Below are 15,236 nucleotides of genomic sequence, written 5' to 3'. Positions count from 1 at the left end.
CCGCCCGCCGCCTGCGCGCCCGATACGGCGGATTCACCGCTCTCGACGGAGTCGACCTGGACCTGTTCCCCGGGCGGGTCACCGCGGTCGTCGGGTCCAACGGGGCCGGGAAGAGCACCCTGTTCCACTGTCTGGCCGGGACGCTTCGGCCCGCGCGCGGGGCGGTGCTGTTCGCCGGGCGGGACATCACCGCGCTGCCCGCCCACGCCCGCACCCGGCTCGGTGTCGCGCGGAGCTTCCAGCAACTGGCCGTCTTCCCCTCGTTGACGGTGGCCGAGAACGTCCGGGTGGGTGCCGAGCAGGGCCGGGTGGCCGATCCGGGCGCCGTCGAGCGGACCCTCAGGCTGCTCGGGCTGGACGGGCCGGTACGGGCACGGCCCGCCGCCGGTCTGCCCACCGGGACGCTGCGCCGCGTCGAACTCGCCCGGATCCTCGCGGGCGCCCCTCGCGTGCTGCTGCTCGACGAGCCCGCCGCCGGTCTGGACACCGCGGAGGTGACCGCCCTGGCCCGGGTGCTCAGGGCGCTGGCCGCCGACGGCACGGCCCTCCTGGTCGTCGAGCACGACCTGGACCTGGTCGCCGGTCTCGCCGACGTCGTCCACGTGATGACGGCGGGCCGGATCGTCGCCTCGGGCCCGCCCGGGCGCGTGCTGGACGCCCCGGCGACGGGGGCCGGCCGGTGACCACCGTCTCCCTGCGCCACGCGCGCGTGCGCTACGGCCCCGTGGAGGCCCTGCACGGCGTCACGCTCGCCGCCGCGGGCCCGGGTCTGACCGTCCTGCTGGGCCGCAACGGCTCCGGCCGCAGCACCGCCCTGCGCGCACTGGCCGGGACGGTGCCCCTGTCGGGCGGCGCGGTGGTGTGGGACGGCACCGACGTGACCCGCGTGCCGCCGTACGAGCGGGCCCGGCGCGGGATGTGCCTGGTGCCCGAACGGCAGGCGGTGTTCGGCTCGCTCACCGTCCGCGAGAACCTCCACCTGGTCGCCCCCGACCACGGCACGGCCCTGGACGCCTACCCCCAGTTGCGTCCCCTGCTGGAGCGGCGCGCCGGCACGCTCTCCGGTGGGGAGCAGCGCATGCTCGCCCTGTCCCGGGCGCTGCTGGCACGCGCGCGTGTGGTGCTGGTCGACGAGCCCGCTCAGGGCATGTCGCCCGCGGTGGCGGCCCGCACGTACGAGCTGCTGGCCGCGCTCCGGGCGTGTGTGGTGATCGCCGAGCAGCGGCTGCCGCCCGCCCTGCGGGACCGGCCCGCGCTCGTCTACGAACTGCGCCGCGGCACCGTCGTGTTCGCCGGCGAGACGGGCGAGCTCACCCGCTGACCCGGCACGCCGAGACCCCGTCCGGTCGGCCGACCGGACGGGGCCCGTGTCCCGGCGAGGGGGAGCAGCGGCTCAGACGTCGAGGCGCAGGCCGGGCACGATCACGTCGGGATCACCGCCGATGACGGCCTTGTTGGCGGCGAAGAGGCGCTGCCAGGTGGTCCCGTGCCGGGCGGCGACGGCGCTCAGCGTGTCACCCGCGCGGACGGTGTAGTCGCCGCGGTTCGCACCGCGGTCCGAGTGACCCGTTTGACGTGCCGGCGCCTTCGCGGGCTTCTCCGGTGCGGACCGGGTGCCCACCGGGCCGGCGGCGGGTGCGCTGCCGCTCGCCCCGGCGCGTGCCGAGCAGACGGGCCAGGCGCCCCACCCCTGGGACCGCTGGACCTTGGTGGCGACGGCGATCTGCTGCGACCTGCTCGCCTGGTCGGCGGTGGCCGCGTAGGCCGTGCCGCCGTAGGCGCGCCAGGTGGCGGGGGCGAACTGGAGTCCGCCGTAGTAGCCGTTGCCGGTGTTGATGTGCCAGTTGCCGCCGCTCTCGCACTGGGCGATGCGGTCCCACACTCCGCTGTCGGCCGCCGCGGCGTTCCCGGTCGCGGCCAGCAGTCCCAGGGGCGCGAGCAGTGCCGCCCCGGCCAGGACCGCCGTCGTACGCACCTGGTTCCCGCGGGCGTTGTCGCGAGCGCTATGGGCACATTCGGACATGTGGTTCCCTCCCGACGCACTCGGGGTCCCCCAGGGCGGCGCGCCACACCCCGCACCATGGGGTGCGGGGGTCGCGCCCGCCCCGCCCACCGGTGGTGGCGCTGTGCGCGGTTCCCGAGGGAGCCGTGCGGCCGGCGGACGTACCCGAGCGGTGCTCGATGCACACGGCCGAGGAATCTAAGGACGTCGGCGGCCCGGCAGCAACCGGTCGCCCGTTGCGGCAGGCCAGTTCACCAATACCTCGGGTAACGGCGTTTTCCGGACACCCACTTCATTCGTGGATTTCCGGATTTTTCGACCCACCCACGCGAAAGCCTGTGACCCACTTCACCATTCCAACACCCCCTGGGCCAAACCGAGTTGACGATGAGTGCGCGGTTCCGCGCGGAAGGTGACCCTGCGCGCCGGTTGGTTCGATTCCGTTCGCTCCAGGGCGTGACTCCCGCCACAGATCACCCGTTGTCTTCTTCATGAGCCGGGGCCGACCCGGACCACGGGCCGGGAGCCACCCGGCCTCGCCACGCACCGCATCCCCGAGGGAGCCACCCGTGCCGCGCATGCTCGACGTCAGCGACGAGGTACGCGCCGAGATCGGCGACGAAGAAGCCGACCGCCTGCTCGCCGGAGAGACCGCCCCGGGCAGTTACGACTGCACGTCCTGCCGCACCCCGGGCGACTCCGAACAGGAACGCACCAGCACCGTCCTGTTCATCGGGGACGAGACCGCCGTCCTCGCCTTCGCCCACGCCGGCTGCCTGCCCTCGCAGGTTGTCCAGGTCACCGAGGAGCAGCTCCGGGGCGCCGTGAAGTCCATCACCGGCGACACCGTCGACCTGGAGCCCGACAAGGTGGTGCCCGAGCAGGCGGTGCTCGGCGTGACCAGTGGACTCGTCCTGATCGGCGGCGAGTTGCACCCGGCCCTGGTGGTGGAGCCGACCGCGCCCATCGCCCGGCCCGGGACGACCGGCTCCGGCGACGACTTCCTGCCGCTGCTGATCGAGCAGGGCTTCATGCCGCTGACCGAGCTGTCGGCCGTACCGCCGGTGCTGCACGGCTGGTCGGTGCTGCTCGCGGTGGGGCAGCTGCACGCGGTGCTCCAGCCGGGCGGCAACGGCGGCCAGCCGGTGGCCTGGTGGCAGGCGCACCAGCCGCTGCAGGTCACCGACGCCTGGCGGTCGGCCGCCAACAAGCACCAGCAGGTGCTGATGTTCGCCGCGCCCGTCGGCTCGATCGGCCGCCAGCCGCGCGAGGACCTGCTGCGGGACGCCCTGGACAAGGCGGCGGCCAACGGCAAGCTGGTCGCCGCGGCCCTGCCGCTGGCCGGCACCTGAGCCGGACGTCACCCGCGCGGGCCGAAACCCCTGCGAAAGCCGTAACCGGGGCCGCATCCCTTGACCCGCGAGGTCGTTTGGACATACGTGCACGCATATGAGGTTCCCCGCCGCCAGTCCTTCTCGTCGATCCCCTCCGCGCGGTCGGCTCAGGACTCCCAGGGCGGCCCATCGGCCACGCCGATCTACGACGCGCTCTACGCCGAGTACGTCAGGTCCTTCCGCGCGCTGCCCGGCGACCGCAGCGGCGAGGAGAAGCTGGGCTTCACCGCCTTCGGGAACATTTCGCACAGTACGGGCTCGTACAGCAGTTCACACGGCAGCTCGTACAGTGCCTACAGCGCGGGTGCCCAGAGCGCCCGGCACGCCGCCGGTCAGCAGCCGCAGTGGCAGCGCGTCGGGACCATCGGCTCGCACGGCACGCACGGCACGCAGATGCACCACGTGCCGGCCGCGCTGCCGCCGGGCCGGCGCAGCGGCGTCTGAGCGAGCACCGGACACCAGTGAGGGGCGGCCCCGTCGGGGCCGCCCCTCACTGGTGTGTCGCGTTACTTCTTCTTGCCGCGCTTCTCGCGCACCCGCACCGAGATGTGGATCGGCGTCCCCTCGAAGCCGAACTCCTCGCGCAGGCGGCGCTCGATGAAGCGCCGGTAGCCCGCCTCGATGAACCCGGAGGCGAAGAACACGAACCGCGGCGGCTTGGTGCCCGCCTGCGTGCCGAACAGGATGCGCGGCTGCTTGCCGCCCCGGATCGGGTGCGGGTGGGCGGCGACCAGCTCGCCGAGGAAGGCGTTCAGGCGGCCCGTCGGTACCCGGGTCTCCCAGCCCGCCAGGGCCGTCTCGATGGCCGGGACCAGCTTCTCCATGTGCCGGCCGGTGCGCGCCGAGACGTTCACGCGCGGCGCCCAGGCGACCTGGCCGAGCTCGGTCTCGATCTCCCGCTCCAGGTAGTAGCGGCGCTCCTCGTCGAGGGTGTCCCACTTGTTGAACGCCAGGACGACCGCGCGGCCCGCCTCGACGGCCATGGTGACGATGCGCTGGTCCTGCACCGAGATGGACTCGGAGGCGTCGATCAGGATGACCGCGACCTCCGCCTTCTCGACGGCCGCGGCGGTGCGCAGCGAGGCGTAGTAGTCGGCGCCCTGCTGGAGGTGCACCCGCTTGCGGATGCCGGCGGTGTCGACGAACTTCCAGGTGACGCCGCCCAGTTCGATCAGCTCGTCGACCGGGTCGCGAGTGGTGCCCGCCAGCTCGTTGACGACGACGCGCTCCTCGCCCGCCACCTTGTTCAGCAGGGAGGACTTGCCGACGTTGGGGCGGCCGATCAGGGCGATGCGGCGCGGGCCGCCGACGCCGCCGGCGCCGAACGTCTCGCGGGGCGCCTCGGGCAGCACCTCCAGGACCTGGTCGAGCATGTCGCCCGTACCCCGGCCGTGCAGCGCGGAGACCGGGTAGGGCTCGCCCAGGCCCAGCGACCACAGGTACGCCGCGTCGGCCTCGCCGCTCGGGCCGTCCACCTTGTTGGCGCACAGCACGACCGGCTTGCCGGCCTTGCGCAGCAGCCGTACGACGGCCTCGTCGGTGTCCGTGGCGCCGACCTTGGCGTCCACGACGAACACGACGGCGTCGGCGGCCTCGATCGCGTACTCGGCCTGGGCGGCCACGGAGGCGTCGATGCCGAGGACGTCCTGCTCCCAGCCGCCGGTGTCGACGACCTTGAAGCGGCGGCCCGCCCACTCGGCCTCGTAGGTGACACGGTCGCGGGTGACGCCCGGCTTGTCCTCGACGACGGCCTCGCGGCGCCCGATGATGCGGTTGACCAGGGTCGACTTGCCGACATTGGGGCGGCCGACGACGGCGAGCACGGGCAGCGGACCGTGGCCCGCCGCCTCGATCGCGCCCTCGACGTCCTCGAGGTCGAAGCCCTCCTCCGCGGCGAGCTCCATGAACTCCGCGTACTCGGCGTCGCCGAGCGCCCCGTGGTCGTGCTCCTGCGCGCCCTCGGGCTGGATGTGGTCGTTCATGAAGTGCGTACCTCGTCGTTCATCGTGGTGGTCGGTGGAGCGCCCGCCGTGTGCGGGCTGATCCACTACTCAGTGTCGCCTAGCGCCTGGTGAGGCGCCTGGCGTTTTCCAGGTGGGCGGCCAGCTGCTTCTGTATGCGGCCGGTCGCCTCGTCGAGTGCCTTGCGCGTGCGGCGGCCGCTGCCGTCGCCGGCCTCGAAGGGCTCGCCGAAGACGACGTCGACGCGCGAGCGCAGCGGGGGCAGCGCCTTTATCAACCGTCCGGGGCGCTCGGAACTTCCCAGCACGGCGACCGGCACGATCGGGGCACCGCTGCGCACCGCGAAGTAGGCGAGCCCGGCGCGCAGCGAGGCGAAGTCGCCCTCGCCCCGGGTGCCCTCCGGGAAGATGCCGAGCACGCCGCCGTTGTCCAGGACACCGAGCGCGCGGGTGATCGCCGTGCGGTCGGTGGTGTCGCGGTCCACCTTCAGCTGGCCGATGCCGGTCAGGAACGGGTCGAGCGGGCCGACGAACGCCTCCTTCTTGATCAGGAAGTGCGTCGGCCGGGGCGCCACGCCCATGACCATCGGGCCGTCGATGTTGTGCGCGTGGTTGACCGCGAGGATCACCGGGCCGGTCGCGGGCACCTTCCAGGCGCCGAGCACGCGCGGCTTCCACAGCCCGTACATCAGGCCGACGCCGATGCGCCGCCCGACCTCGGCGCCCCGCACCGAAGGCAGCTCGGTCACTTCCCGGCCCGCTTCTCCTCGACGAGGGTGACGACGCACTCGATGACCTGGGCCAGCGTGAGCTCGGTGGTGTCCACCTCGACGGCGTCGTCCGCCTTGGCGAGCGGGGAGGTCTTGCGGCTGGAGTCGGCGGCGTCGCGCTTGATCAGGGCCTCGCGCGTGGACTGCACGTCGGCGCCCTTCAGCTCACCGCTGCGGCGGGCGGCACGGGCCTCGGCGGAGGCGGTGAGGAAGATCTTCAGGTCGGCGTCCGGCAGCACGGTCGTGCCGATGTCGCGGCCCTCGACGACGATGCCGTTCGCCGCGGAGGCCGCGATGGAGCGCTGCAGCTCGGTGATCCGGGCCCGCACCTCGGGCACCGCGCTGACCGCGCTGACCTTGGCGGAGACCTCCTGGGTGCGGATCGGGCCGGCCACGTCCACGCCGTCGACGGTGATCGTCGGTGCCTCCGGGTCGGTGCCGGAGACGATCTCGGGCTTGCCCGCGGCGGCGGCGATCGCGGACGGATCGTCGATGTCGATGCCGTTGTTCACCATCCACCAGGTGATCGCCCGGTACTGGGCGCCGGTGTCCAGATAGCTCAGCCCGAGCTGGGCCGCCACGGCCTTCGACGTGCTCGACTTGCCGGTGCCGGCGGGGCCGTCGATGGCGACAATCACTGGCGTGGCGCTTTCCACTGTGGGGACCTTCCTGAACCGGGCTGGCGGGGTGAGGGCGCGACTGCCCCGCACAAGGTTACTGGGTGCGGGTCACTCGTCCGGCCGCGCGTCGGCGCCGGCGGCACCCGGCCGGACGGCGCCCGCCCGCCCCGGTCCGGCGGCCGGCCCGCACCGGCGGCGCCCCGCGGGCTACTGCCGGATCGCCCAGCCCCGCTCCCGCAGGGCGGCGGACAGCACGGGCGCGGCCTTCGGCTCCACCATCAGCTGCACGAGTCCGGCCTGCTGCCCCGTCGCGTGCTCGATCCGCACGTCCTCGATGTTGACCCCGGCCATCCCCGCGTCCGCGAAGATACGGGCCAGCTGCCCCGGCTGGTCGTCGATGAGCACGGCCACGACCTCGTAGACCCGCGGAGCGGACCCGTGCTTGCCGGGGACGCGGACCTGCCCCGCGTTGCCGCGCCGCAGCACGTCCTCGATCCCGTCGGCCCCCGCCCGCCGCTTGTGGTCGTCGGACGACTGCAGCGCCCGCAGCGCCCGCACGGTCTCCTCCAGGTCCGCGGCGACGTCCGTGAGCAGGTCGGCGACCGGCCCGGGGTTGGCGGAGAGGATGTCGATCCACATGCGGGGGTCGGAGGCGGCGATCCTCGTCACGTCCCGGATGCCCTGCCCGCACAGCCGTACGGCGGCCTCCTCGGCGTGCTCCAGCCGCGCGGCGACCAGGCTGGAGACCAGGTGGGGCATGTGGGAGACGAGTGCGACGGCCCGGTCGTGGGCGTCGGCGTCCATCACCACCGGCACGGCACGGCAGTGCGAGACCAGTTCCAGGGCGAGGTTCAGCACCTCGGTGTCGGTGTCCCGGGTCGGGGTGAGCACCCAGGGGCGGCCCTCGAACAGGTCCCCGGTCGCGGCCAGCGGGCCGGACTTCTCCCGGCCCGACATGGGGTGCGTGCCGATGTAGGCGGCCAGATCGAGGCCGCGCGCCTCCAGCTCGCGGCGCGGCCCGCCCTTGACGCTGGCCACGTCGAGGTAGCCGCGCGCCGCACCGCGGCCCATGGCGTCGGCGAGCACGCCGGCCACGTACGCGGGCGGGGCGGCGACGATGGCCAGGTCGACGGGCCCGTCCGGCACCTCGTCCGTCCCGGCGCCCAGCGCGGCAGCCGTACGGGCCTGCTCCGGGTCGGGGTCGGCGAGGTGCACGGTGACGCCCCGCTGGGACAGGGCGAGGGCGGCGGACGTGCCGATGAGGCCGGTGCCGATGACGAGTGCGGTTCTCACTGGGCGATGTCCTTGCGCAGGGCGGCCGCGGCGCCGAGGTAGACGTGGGCGATCTCGGCGCGGGGCCGGTCGGACTCGATGTGTGCGAGGACCCGGACGACACGCGGCATGGCGCCCTCGATGTCCAGCTCCTGGGCGCAGATCAGGGGGACGTCGACGATGCCCAGCTTCCGGGCGGCGGCCGCCGGGAAGTCGCTGCGCAGGTCGGGTGTGGCCGTGAACCAGATGCTGATCAGGTCGTCGGCGACGAGGCCGTTGCGCTCCAGGATGGCCGAGAGCAGGGCGCCGACCTGCTCGTCCATGTGCCCGGCCTCGTCCCGTTCGAGTTGGACCGCGCCCCGGACCGCTCGTACCGCCACGGCGATGCTCCTTGCTGACGTGCGTGTCGCTCTTGTCCGTCCAGCCTAGTCAGCCCGCGCGGCCCGGGTACGCGGCGCCCGCCCGATGAGACGCCGGGATTGCCACTCCTTGGGTATTTTCGGAGTCAACATTCAGCGAAGTCCCTTTTCTCCTTCTCTACAGCACCTTCGGAGTGACGACATGACCCACGAGACCACGCGCCGCACGGTCCTCCTCGCCACGGGCGCGACGGGCGCGGTGGCACTCGTCGCGGCCTGCGGCGGGGGCGGCGACGGCAACGGCTCCACCTCGACGGACTCCCCCACCGGCCAGGACGCGACGAGCGCCCCGGCCGGCGGGGGTCGGGAGCTGGCCTCCACCGACGAGATCCCGGTCGGCGGCGGCAAGATCTTCAAGGACGAGCAGGTCGTGGTGACCCAGCCGGAGCAGGGGCAGTTCAAGGCCTTCTCGGCGATCTGCACACACCAGCGCTGCACGCTGGGGTCGGTCTCGGACGGGACGATCAACTGCCCGTGCCACGGCAGCAGGTTCCGCGTCGCGGACGGATCGGTGGCCAACGGCCCGGCGACGCGTCCCCTGCCCGCCGAGAAGATCACCGTGGAGGGCGGTTCCGTGCGCCTGGCGTGACGGTCAGGCGTCCCACAGCGCCCCGAGGGTCAGCAGATCGCCGCGGTACTCGACACGGTCGGCCCATTCGGCCGGCCACGCCTCCGCGCCCAGGTACGCGCCGGCGAAGGCGCCGGTGAGGCAGGCGATCGAGTCCGAGTCGCCGGCGGTGCAGGCGGCCCGGCGCAGGGCGGTGAGCGGCTCGTCGACGAAGAGCAGGAAGCACAGCAGCCCGGTCGCCAGGGCCTCTTCGGCGATCCACCCCTCGCCGGTGGCCAGGCAGGGGTCGGTCTCCGGCGACACGGTCCGCACGGCGTGCCGGAGCCGGTCGAGTATCGCCAGGCACTCGTCCCAGCCGCGCGCGATGAACTGCTCGGCGCTCGCGTCCTGGGCCCCCCGCCTCCACAGGTCGCCCAGCCAGCGCTCGTGGTACCGGCTGCGGTTCTCCAGGGCGTACGACCGCAGCAGCCCGACCAGCCCGGTCGGTTCGGCGCCCTGCGCGAGCAGGCGTACGGCGTGGGCGGTGAGGTCGGAGGCGGCCAGGGCGGTCGGGTGCCCGTGGGTGAGGGCGGCCTGCAACTGGGCGGCGCCCGCGCGCTGTTCGTCGCTCAGCCCGGGGACCAGGCCCAGGGGCGCGACGCGCATGTTGGCGCCGCAGCCCTTGGAGTGGATCTGACTGGCGTCCTGCCAGGGGCGTGATCCGTCCTCCAGCAGGTGGCAGGCTTTCATGCAGGTGCGGCCCGGAGCCCGGTTGTTCTCAGGCGACCGGTACCAGTCGACGAACTCCTCCCGGAGGGTCCCGGCCAGCCGCGAGGGCGTCAGCAGCCCCCGGTCCATGGCCGTGCGCACGGCCCGCCCGAGCGCCAGGGTCATCTGCGTGTCGTCCGAGACAAAGGCGCGCTCGGGCAGGGGCAGTTCACGCCACGGCCCGTGCTCGGCGAGGATCGTCGGCACGTCGTCGAACTCGGTCGGATACCCCAGCGCATCCCCCAGGGCGAGACCCGTGAGCGCCCCGGTGGCGGCTTGCTTGTGGACGAGGGTGGTCATGCGGGGCGTCCTTCCGGGGTCGGCCTCAGCAGCGGCGGGTGGAGCGTGGTGGCGGTTCCGGCGCGGTACAGCGCGGCGGGTTTGCCCCGGCCGCCGGTCAGCCGCGCGGCACCGGGGACGGGTTCGACGAAGCCGGGGGTGGCGAGGACCTTGCGCCGGAAGTTGGGCCGGTCGAGCGGGGTGCCCCACACCGCCTCGTAGACCTGCTGGAGTTCGCCGAGGGTGAACTCGGGCGGGCAGAAGGCGGTGGCGAGGCAGGTGTACTCCAGCTTGGCGCCGACGCGCTCGTGGGCGTCGGCCAGGATGCGGTCGTGGTCGAAGGCGAGCGGCCCCGCCGTGCCGTACGGCAGCCAGTCGGCGCGTGCCGCGTCGCTGCCGCCGCGCGCCTCGGGCGCGTCGGGCAGCAGCGCGGCGAAGGCGACGGACACGACCCGCATCCGGGGGTCGCGACCGGGCTCGCTGTACGTCCGCACCTGCTCCAGATGCAGCCCCGAGACGTCCGACAGGCCCGTCTCCTCGGCGAGTTCGCGCCGGGCGGCCGTCTCCGCGGACTCGTCCGGCTGCACGAACCCGCCGGGCAGGGCCCGGCGCCCGGCGTACGGCTCCTGGCCGCGCTCGACGAGCAGCACGTGCAGGGCGCCCTCCCGGAGGGTGAACACGGCGAGGTCGACGGTGACGGCGAAGGGTTCGTGGGCGTACTTGTCGTAGCCGTCCATGACGAACACCCCCTTTAATAGTCAGCACGACTATAAAAGGGGGTGGAGGCCCGTCACAAGGCCTAGAGGTCGACTTCCTGCATCAGCATGCCGACCTCGGTGTTGGACAGCCGCCGCAGCCAGCCCGACTTCTGGTCGCCCAGCGTGATCGGCCCGAACGCGACCCGTACCAGCTTGTCGACCGGGAAGCCGGCCTCGGCCAGCATCCGGCGCACGATGTGCTTGCGGCCCTCGTGCAGCGTGACCTCGACCAGGTAGTTCTTGCCGGTCTGCTCGACGACCCGGAAGTGGTCCGCGCGGGCGTAGCCGTCCTCCAGCTGGATGCCGTCCTTGAGCCGCTTGCCCAGGTCGCGCGGGATGGGGCCGACGATGTGCGCGAGGTAGGTCTTCTTCACGCCGTACTTGGGGTGGGTCAGCCGGTGCGCCAGCTCGCCGTGGTTGGTGAGCAGGATGACCCCCTCGGTCTCGGTGTCGAGCCGGCCCACGTGGAAGAGACGGGTCTCACGGTTGGTGACGTAGTCCCCGAGGCACTGCCGGCCCTCCGGGTCCTCCATCGTGGAGACGACACCGGCGGGCTTGTTCAGCGAGAAGAACTGGTACCGCTGGGTGGCGACGGTCAGCCCGTCGACCTTGATCTCGTCCTTCTCGGGGTCGACCCGCTTGCCCTGCTCCAGGACGATCTCGCCGTTGACCTCGACCCTGGCCTGGTCGATCAGCTCCTCGCAGGCACGCCGGGAACCGAAGCCCGCCCGGGCGAGGACCTTCTGCAGCCGCTCGCCCTCCTGCTCGGCGCCGGGGAAGGTCTTGGGGAGCTTGACCTCCTTCTTCCCGGCGTACCGGTCGCGGTTGCGCTCCTCGATCTGCGCCTCGTACTCACGGGGGCGCGCCGGAGCCGTGCGGCCCGGCCGCTGGGGCTGCCTGGGTCCGCCCTTGGCACCGCCCCGGGCGGCCCCTCCGCGCCCGGCCTTGGGGCCGTCCTTGGTCGCCCCGGGGCCCACGTCGTAGCGGCGCTCCTCCGGGCGCGGCTTCTTCGGACGGCCACTGCCCTGCTTGTCGTCGCGGTTGTTGCCGGCGCCGCGGAAGTTGCCGCGACCACCACCACTCCCGCCGCGGCCGCCGCTGTTGCCACCACGGCTCCCGCCGTTGTTTCCGCTGCTGTTCCTGCCGCTGCTGCTTCGCATCAAAGTTCCGTCTGGTCGTCTTCGTCGTGGGTCCCCGGGCTCACCGGGCGGCCCGGCGCGTCGTCGTCGGGCGCGTCCGGGTCGAACGACGGTACGCCCTCCTGGGTCTCGGCCTCGATCGCCTCCGCCTCCGGGAGGAAGGGCGCGAGCTCCGGGAGCTCGTCCAGACCGCGCAGGCCCATCCGCTCCAGGAAGTAGTTCGTCGTCCTGTACAGGATCGCACCTGTTTCGGGTTCCGTGCCCGCCTCCTCTATCAGACCGCGCTGCAGGAGGGTGCGCATGACGCCGTCGCAGTTCACTCCGCGTACGGCCGAGACGCGGCTGCGGCTGACCGGCTGCCGGTAGGCGACGACGGCCAGGGTCTCCAGCGCGGCCTGGGTGAGGCGGGCCTGCTGGCCGTCCAGCACGAAGCGCTCGACGGCGGGCGCGTAGGCGGCGCGGGTGTAGAACCGCCAGCCGTTCGCGACGAACCGCAGCTCGAAGCCGCGGCCCTGGAGCGTGTACTCGTCGGCCAGCTCGCGCAGCGCGTCGGCGATCTGGCGCCGGGGCCGCTCCAGGATCTTCGCCAGGTGCTCCTCGGTCGCGGGTTCGTCCACGACCATGAGGACGGCCTCCAGGGCGGGCTTGAGGTCGAGGGCGGCGACGTCGCGCGGCCCGGCCGGGGTCTCGGTGGCTTGTCGGCTCACGCCTTCTTCTCCTCCTTCGGCGGCTCGGGCGGCCGGTCGAACTCGTCGGTGACGGTCGGTGTCTCGTCCCCGTCCCCGCCGGTCCACCGCACGAGCAGGTCCCCGAGCGCGGTCTCCTGCTCCAGCGCCACGGCCTTCTCGCGGTACAGCTCCAGCAGGGCGAGGAACCGCGCGACGACGGTCAGGGTGTCGTCGGTGTCCGCCACGAGCGTGCGGAAACTGGCCTCGCCGAGCTCCCGGAGCCTCGCCACCACGATCCCCGCCTGTTCCTGCACGCTGACCAGCGGGGCGTGGATGTGGTCGACGTACACCTGCGGCTTGGGCCTGGGCTGCATCGCCTTCACGGCGAGCCGGGCGAACCCCTGCGCGCCGATGCTGATGACGACCTCGGGCAGCAGCTCGGCGTGGTGCGGCTCCAGCCCGACGGTGCGCGGGTAGCGGCGGGCCTCGTCGTCCAGCCGCCCGCTGAAGATGTCGGCCACCTGCTTGTACGCGCGGTACTGCAGCAGCCGCGCGAACAGCAGGTCCCGGGCCTCCAGCAGCGCCAGGTCGGCCTCGTCCTCCACCTCGGCGGCGGGCAGCAGCCGGGCCGCCTTCAGGTCGAGCAGCGTGGCCGCGACCACGAGGAACTCGGTCGTCTCGTCCAGGTCCCAGTCCGGCCCGAGGGCCCGGATGTACGCCATGAACTCGTCGGTCACCTTCGACAGCGCGACCTCGGTGACGTCCAGCTTGTGCCGGGAGATCAACTGCAGCAGCAGATCGAAGGGCCCCTCGAAGTTGGCGAGCCGGACCTTGAAGACGCCGTCACCGGAGGGCGCCGCGGCGTCCCCCGGCTCGGCCCGGTCCTGTGAAGCCCGCGTTCCGGCTTCGCCCGGAACCGGCGAAGGAGCCCCCAGGGCGGACGCAGGAGTCTCCTGCCGGGCTCCCGGGGGGACGGACGGGGTGTCGGCGTCTGCCGCAGCCGCTCCCCCCGTAGCGGGACGCCCGCGCCCGGGGCGGCCGGTTTCCACGCCGGACGCGCCGTCCGCCTCCGGGGACGCGCCCTCGCGACCCACCCCGGCAGCGGCGGGCCCGGCCGCACGACTCGGGTGGACCGGTGCGACCGCCGTCGCCGGACCGGCCGCGGCCTGTCGCTCCACACCTGAGGGCGGCTCCCCGGCCGGTGCGGACGGCCCGGCGGCGCCGGCGGCCCCGGGCCTGCCGGACGGCACGTGCGGCTGCTCGGCGGTGTCCTCGCGCGGCTCACCGGCCCGGGCCGCGTCCGTCCGCCCGGCCGGAGCACCGGGCCCCGGCTCCACCGAAACCCGCTCGGCGGGCGCCTTGGCAGGTCCCGCCGGCTCGGCCTGCGGAACCCCCGGCCCCCTCCCCAGCGCACGCCGGCGGCCGGCCGGGCCGGCGGCGGGTGGCGGGGAAGCGTTCGAGGTCATGGCCCCCGCAGGCTACCGCTACCGCCCGCGCAGTCGTCGTACGAGGATGCTGGCGTCCCCGCGGGTCTCCAGGTCGGCGAGGACCACGGCGACGGCCTCGCGGACGATGCGCCCGCGGTCGACGGCCAGGCCGTGCTCACCGCGGAGCACGAGGCGGGCGTGCTCCAGGTCCATGAGCTCCTCGGCCGACACGTACACCGTGATCTTCTCGTCGTGCCGCTCCCGGCCGCTGGGACGGCGCGCCGCGGCCCGCCCGCGCTTGCGGGGCGCAGCCGCTGCGGCACCGGCGGCGGCAGAACCTTCCTGCGCCGCCGTCCGGCGGCCGGAGCGGCTGCGGGACTCCCCGGCCTCGGCCTGATCCGCGTCCGCCGCGACGTGCTCCGCGCCCTCGCCGTCGCCGCCCTGCGCGGGCACCGACTGCGGTGCGTCCTCCGCGGCCGCTGCCGCCGCGTCGCCCTCACCCGCCGGAGCGGGCACCCGGGCGTCGCCGTTGGCGTTGCGCCGGGGCGTGGACGACTGCAGCCCCATCCCTCCAGTCGTACGGAAGAGTTCGTCGGCCCCCGGCAGACTCACTCGGCGTGACACCGGGCGAGCACCTCCCTGGCGAGCTGGCGGTAGGCGGCGGCACCGACGGAGTTGGAGGCGTACGTGGTGATCGGCTCACCGGCGACCGTGGTCTCCGGGAAGCGGACCGTGCGCCCGATGACCGTGTGGTAGACGTGGTCGTCGAACGCCTCGACGACACGCGCGAGCACCTCACGGCTGTGCACCGTGCGCGAGTCGTACATCGTGGCGAGGATCCCGTCGAGCTCCAGGTCGGGGTTGAGCCGCTCCTGGACCTTCTCGATGGTCTCCGTCAGCAGGGCCACGCCTCGGAGGGCGAAGAACTCGCACTCCAGCGGCACGATCACCTTGTGCGCGGCCGTCAGGGCGTTGACCGTGAGCAGGCCGAGCGAGGGCTGGCAGTCGATGACGATGAAGTCGTAGTCGTCCAGCAGCGGCTTGAGGGCACGCTGCAGCGTCGACTCGCGGGCGACCTCGGAGACGAGCTGGACCTCGGCCGCCGACAGGTCGATGTTGCTGGGCAGCAGGTCCATGTTGGGGACCGCCGTCTTCAGCAGCACCTCGTCGGCCGCCATCCCCCGCTCCATGAGCAGGTTGTAGACGGTGAGGT

General features: G+C 73.5%; 18 protein-coding genes. 5 read left to right on the top strand and 13 right to left on the bottom strand.

What is annotated here, in order from left to right:
- The coding region (locus RIN80_RS22045) for an ATP-binding cassette domain-containing protein (RefSeq protein ID WP_309097364.1) at positions 1–683 on the top strand (683 nt) is incomplete at its 5' end.
- Positions 680–1,321, top strand: coding sequence for an ATP-binding cassette domain-containing protein (locus tag RIN80_RS22040; RefSeq protein ID WP_309097363.1), 642 nt, complete (start codon positions 680–682; stop codon positions 1,319–1,321). The genes RIN80_RS22045 and RIN80_RS22040, both read left to right, overlap by 4 nt.
- A gap of 72 nt (positions 1,322–1,393) precedes the next feature.
- Here the strand turns inward: RIN80_RS22040 and RIN80_RS22035 are convergent, their stop codons facing one another.
- Positions 1,394–2,023, bottom strand: a complete 630-nt coding sequence (locus RIN80_RS22035) for a transglycosylase family protein (protein WP_309097362.1) — start codon at positions 2,021–2,023, stop codon at positions 1,394–1,396.
- Positions 2,024–2,571: 548 nt separating this feature from the next.
- Between RIN80_RS22035 and RIN80_RS22030 the strand changes: the two genes are divergently transcribed.
- Positions 2,572–3,354, top strand: a complete 783-nt coding sequence (locus RIN80_RS22030) for a hypothetical protein (protein ID WP_309097361.1) — start codon at positions 2,572–2,574, stop codon at positions 3,352–3,354.
- Between the two features lie 87 nt (positions 3,355–3,441).
- Complete coding sequence (locus RIN80_RS22025; protein ID WP_309097360.1) at positions 3,442–3,840, top strand: hypothetical protein; 399 nt, start codon at positions 3,442–3,444, stop codon at positions 3,838–3,840.
- A 62-nt stretch (positions 3,841–3,902) separates the two neighbouring features.
- On the opposite strand, the gene der is transcribed toward RIN80_RS22025, so the two are convergent.
- The 5 genes from der to aroH all read right to left on the bottom strand — a co-directional run bounded on the left by der (position 3,903) and on the right by aroH (position 8,398).
- Positions 3,903–5,378, bottom strand: a complete 1,476-nt coding sequence (der, locus tag RIN80_RS22020; RefSeq protein ID WP_309097359.1) for a ribosome biogenesis GTPase Der — start codon at positions 5,376–5,378, stop codon at positions 3,903–3,905.
- Between the two features lie 79 nt (positions 5,379–5,457).
- On the bottom strand, positions 5,458–6,105 hold the full coding sequence (locus RIN80_RS22015; RefSeq protein ID WP_309097358.1) for a lysophospholipid acyltransferase family protein: 648 nt from the start codon (positions 6,103–6,105) through the stop codon (positions 5,458–5,460).
- Complete coding sequence (cmk, locus tag RIN80_RS22010; RefSeq protein ID WP_309097357.1) at positions 6,102–6,782, bottom strand: (d)CMP kinase; 681 nt, start codon at positions 6,780–6,782, stop codon at positions 6,102–6,104. The genes RIN80_RS22015 and cmk overlap by 4 nt, the downstream gene beginning before the upstream one ends.
- Before the next feature lie 171 nt (positions 6,783–6,953).
- Positions 6,954–8,039 (bottom strand): prephenate dehydrogenase, encoded by a 1,086-nt coding sequence (locus RIN80_RS22005; protein ID WP_309097356.1) that lies wholly within the window; start codon positions 8,037–8,039, stop codon positions 6,954–6,956.
- A complete protein-coding gene (gene aroH / locus RIN80_RS22000) occupies positions 8,036–8,398 on the bottom strand; it encodes a chorismate mutase (protein ID WP_309097355.1) in 363 nt (120 codons plus the stop codon). Before aroH ends, RIN80_RS22005 begins: the two co-directional genes overlap by 4 nt.
- Before the next feature lie 181 nt (positions 8,399–8,579).
- Between aroH and RIN80_RS21995 the strand changes: the two genes are divergently transcribed.
- Complete coding sequence (locus RIN80_RS21995; RefSeq protein WP_309097354.1) at positions 8,580–9,026, top strand: Rieske (2Fe-2S) protein; 447 nt, start codon at positions 8,580–8,582, stop codon at positions 9,024–9,026.
- A 3-nt stretch (positions 9,027–9,029) separates the two neighbouring features.
- Here RIN80_RS21995 and RIN80_RS21990 read toward each other — a convergent pair whose 3' ends face one another.
- The 7 genes from RIN80_RS21990 to RIN80_RS21960 form a co-directional block, all read right to left on the bottom strand.
- Complete coding sequence (locus RIN80_RS21990; RefSeq protein ID WP_309097353.1) at positions 9,030–10,052, bottom strand: ADP-ribosylglycohydrolase family protein; 1,023 nt, start codon at positions 10,050–10,052, stop codon at positions 9,030–9,032.
- Positions 10,049–10,768: an NUDIX domain-containing protein gene (locus RIN80_RS21985; protein ID WP_309097352.1), complete on the bottom strand. Its 720-nt coding sequence runs from the start codon at positions 10,766–10,768 to the stop codon at positions 10,049–10,051. Before RIN80_RS21985 ends, RIN80_RS21990 begins: the two co-directional genes overlap by 4 nt.
- Before the next feature lie 62 nt (positions 10,769–10,830).
- Positions 10,831–11,949, bottom strand: coding sequence for a pseudouridine synthase (locus tag RIN80_RS21980; protein ID WP_309097351.1), 1,119 nt, complete (start codon positions 11,947–11,949; stop codon positions 10,831–10,833).
- Positions 11,949–12,635 carry an SMC-Scp complex subunit ScpB gene (gene scpB, locus RIN80_RS21975; RefSeq protein WP_309097350.1) on the bottom strand — a complete coding sequence of 229 codons (687 nt, stop codon included), beginning with the start codon at positions 12,633–12,635 and terminating at the stop codon, positions 11,949–11,951. Before scpB ends, RIN80_RS21980 begins: the two co-directional genes overlap by 1 nt.
- On the bottom strand, positions 12,632–13,645 hold the full coding sequence (locus RIN80_RS21970) for a segregation/condensation protein A (RefSeq protein WP_309097365.1): 1,014 nt from the start codon (positions 13,643–13,645) through the stop codon (positions 12,632–12,634). Before RIN80_RS21970 ends, scpB begins: the two co-directional genes overlap by 4 nt.
- 435 nt (positions 13,646–14,080) lie before the next feature.
- Positions 14,081–14,647, bottom strand: a complete 567-nt coding sequence (locus tag RIN80_RS21965; RefSeq protein WP_309097349.1) for a hypothetical protein — start codon at positions 14,645–14,647, stop codon at positions 14,081–14,083.
- On the bottom strand, positions 14,632–15,236 hold a 605-nt coding region (locus RIN80_RS21960), incomplete at its 5' end, for a ParA family protein (RefSeq protein ID WP_309097348.1). The genes RIN80_RS21965 and RIN80_RS21960, both read right to left, overlap by 16 nt.

The sequence above is a fragment of the Streptomyces sp. genome (assembly GCF_031181705.1).
Lineage (GTDB): Bacteria > Actinomycetota > Actinomycetes > Streptomycetales > Streptomycetaceae > Streptomyces.
This window is presented reverse-complemented; position numbering and strand designations above follow the sequence as displayed.